Here is a 3508-nt window from a genome sequence, read left to right on the forward strand (position 1 = left end):
TTCTTCTCCCTGGGCGGGGACTCGATCCTGAGCATCCAGGTGGTCTCACGGGCCAGGCAGGCAGGGCTGGAGCTGTCGTCGCGCGATGTGTTCGCGCGCCAGACGGTGGCCGCTCTCGCCGCCGGTGCCGGAGCGGCCGACGCGGGGCCGGGCATGTCGGTGGCGGAGCAGGGCGTGGTGTCGGGGGAGGTGGGCCCGACCCCGGTCCGCGACTGGTTCTTCGCCACCCACACCGTCAGCCCCGCCCACTTCAACATGGCCATGGAGCTCGAACTCCCGCCGTCCACCAGCCTGCCCGCGCTCCGGGAGGCGGTAGGCGCGCTCCTGCTCCACCATGACGCGCTGCGGACGACATTCGCCCGGAACGCGCACGGGCGGTGGACGGGACGGATCGCCCCCGAGGCAGACCTCGACCGCGTACTCACCCTCCACGACCTCACCGACGAGCGGGCGGACCGCGAGGAGTCGGCCTGGCAGGAACTGAAGGACACCGCGCAGTCCGGGTTCAGCCTGGAGCACGGCCCGCTGGTCCGCGTCCTGGTCAGCACGCGCGCGGCCGATCGCACCCTGCGGGTGATCGTCATCGCCCATCACCTCGTGGTGGACGGGGTGACCTGGCGCATCCTCCTCGAAGACCTCAGGACCGCGTACGCGCACGCCGCCGCCGGACGGCCCGCCGAACTCGGCGCCAAGACCGCCTCCGTACAGCAGTGGGCGGCGCGGCTCGCGGAGCACACGGCGGCGGGCGGCTTCGACGACCAGATCCCGTACTGGAGCTCCGTCATGGACGGAGCGCGGACGGACATCCCCCTCGACCATCCGGACGGCGCCAACACCGTCGCCGATCAGGCCGTGGTGTCCGGCGGGCTGACACGGGAGGCGACGGAGCGACTCCTCCAGCGGGTTCCCGCCGTCTACCGCACCCAGATCAACGACGCGCTGCTGGCCGCTCTGGCGCGCACGCTCCGTACCTGGACAGGCCATGACCGGGTCGCGGTCGCCCTGGAGGGCCACGGCCGCGAGGAGCTGTTCGACGACATCGACCTGACCCGTACCGTCGGCTGGTTCACCTCCATCCACCCCGTCGCACTCGCGCTGCCCGAGGGCGACGACTGGGCAGCCACGATCAAGCGGGTGAAGGAGCAGCTCAGGGCCGTACCCGACCGCGGTATCGGCTACGGCGCGCTGCGCTGCCTCAGCGACGCGACAGCACACCACGCGGACCCGCTGATCAGCTTCAACTACCTCGGCCGGCTGGACATGGCGGGCGGCGCGGACGACTGGTACCGCTCGGCCACCCTCAACCCCGGCGGAGAGCACAGCGTTCGGGAAGGAAGGCCCCACCTCCTCGATGTGACCGCCGGGCTCCTCGACGGTCGGCTGGTGTTCTCGTGGCACTACTCCGCCGGGCTGCACCGCGAGGAGACGGTACGGGCCCTGGTGGACGACTTCGCCGCCGAACTCTCGCGCTTCGTCGCGCACTGCGCCGAACCGGACGCGGGCGGTTGCTCCCCGTCGGACTTCCCGCTGGTGCGGCTCACGCAGGGCGAGGTGGACCGGATCGCGGGCGACGGCCGCGCGATCGAGGACGTCTACCCTCTGACGCCCCTCCAGTCGGGCATGCTCTTCCACGCGCTGGCCGAGCCCGACTCGCCCGCCTATCTGGAGCAGTTCGCCTTCACTCTGGACGGGGTCGACGACCTCGCCCGGCTCGCGAACGCCTGGCAGCGGACGGTGGAACGGTCGGACGCCCTGCGGGTGTCGCTGGCGTGGGAATCGGTCGGAGAGCCGGTGCAGGTGGTGCACCGGCAGGTGACCGTACCCGTGACGACGCTGGACTGGTCGGGCACCGACGAGGCCGGGCAGGAGAACCTCCTACGAGACTTTCTCCGCGAGGACCGGGCACGCGGACTCGATCTGACCGCCGCCCCGCTGATGCGGGTCACCCTGGCCCGTATCGCGGACGATGCGGTGCGTGTGGTGTGGACGTTCCACCACCTGCTGCTCGACGGCTGGAGCACGTCCGCGTTCCTCTCCGATGTGCTGGGCGAGTACATGGCGCTCGACGGGACGGCGGCGGCGCGTCCGGCGGCGGCCCCGGTGGACCGTGGGCCGTTCCGCGACTACGTACGGTGGCTGGGCGCTCAGGACCACAACGCGGCCGCTGACTATTGGCGCGGTGTGCTGGCCGGATTCGAGGAGCCGGTGCCACTGCCGTACGACGGGGTGCCCGAGCAGGCCCGGCGCGGGCAGTCGAGCGAGCGGGTACGGGTCGCGCTGGAGCCCGGCGTGGCCGAGCAGGTGGGCGGGTACGCCCGCCGCCACCGGATCACGGCGAACGCGCTGGTCCAGGGCGCGTGGGCGCTGGTACTCGCGCAGTACGCGGGGGTATCCGGTGCCGCGTCGTCCGGTGCCGGACCGTCGGGTGCCGGATCGTCGGGCGCGGGTGCTTCCGATGTGGTGTTCGGTACGACGGTGTCGGGGCGTCCGGCGGATCTGCCGGGGGCCGAGGACATTCTCGGTCTCTTCATCAACACACTGCCGGTCCGGGTGACTGCCGTTCCGGATCAGCCGGTCGCCGACTGGCTGCGGCAGATCCAGGACGGACAGTCGGAGTCGCGGCGTTACGAGTACATGGCGCTGTCCGACATCCAGTCGGACATGCCGGCCGGCGCGTCGATCTTCGACAGCCTGGTGGTCTTCGAGAACTACCCGGTGGACGAGGCCGCGGCGGAGCGGCACGGACTGGGCGTCCGCGCGGCCGAGGCCGTGGAGTCGACCAACTACGCGCTGACACTGATCGCGTCGGCGACCGGTGACCGGCTGGACATGACGCTCGCCTACGACCCCGCGCTGTTCGACAGCACCACGGCGGAGCGACTGTCGGCGCAGCTCGGAAACGCCGTCACCCGTCTGGTCGCACACGCGGACTCCCGAGTCGGGGACATCGATCTGCTGGGCGAGGCCGAACGCGCCTCTGTGGTGGGTGAGTGGAGCAGCGGCCGGATCAGGGAAATCCCGGGGGCCGGGGCCGGGGCCGGGGCTTCCGTGGTTGGGGCTTCCGTGGTCGGGGTCTTCGGCGAGCGGGTGGCCGCTGCCCCGGATGCGGTGGCGGTCGAGTGCGGCGACCGTACGCTGACGTACCACCAACTCGACCAGCAGGCCCATCGGTTGGCGACAGTACTGATCGAGCGGGGCGTCCGTGCGGAGAGCCGCGTCGGGCTGCTGCTGGAACGCTCGGCCGACGTCCTGGTGGCCATGCTGGCAGTGCTGAAGGCGGGCGGGGCGTACGTCCCGCTGCATGTGGCGTACCCGGAGGAGCGACTGCGGCAAGTGGTCGAGCAGAGCGATGCGCTGCTCGTGCTGACCGACCGGACGGTGGACGCGATCGGTGGGGTGCCGTCGGTGCGCGTGGATGCTGAGCCGGTGGGTTGTGTGGTGCTTCCGGTGGGGGTGTCTGCTGGTTCGTTGGCGTATGTGATGTTTACGTCGGGGTCGACGGGTGTGC

The 3508-nt window shown here is 71.4% G+C and carries 1 protein-coding gene; it reads left to right on the forward strand.

Annotation, left to right across the window (positions count from 1 at the left end; translation table 11 throughout):
- On the forward strand, window positions 1-3508 hold a 3508-nt coding region (locus tag ACIRQP_RS42230), incomplete at both ends, for a condensation domain-containing protein (RefSeq protein ID WP_403900761.1).

Source organism: Streptomyces sp. NPDC102274, from assembly GCF_044766385.1.
Taxonomy (GTDB): Bacteria; Actinomycetota; Actinomycetes; order Streptomycetales; family Streptomycetaceae; genus Streptomyces.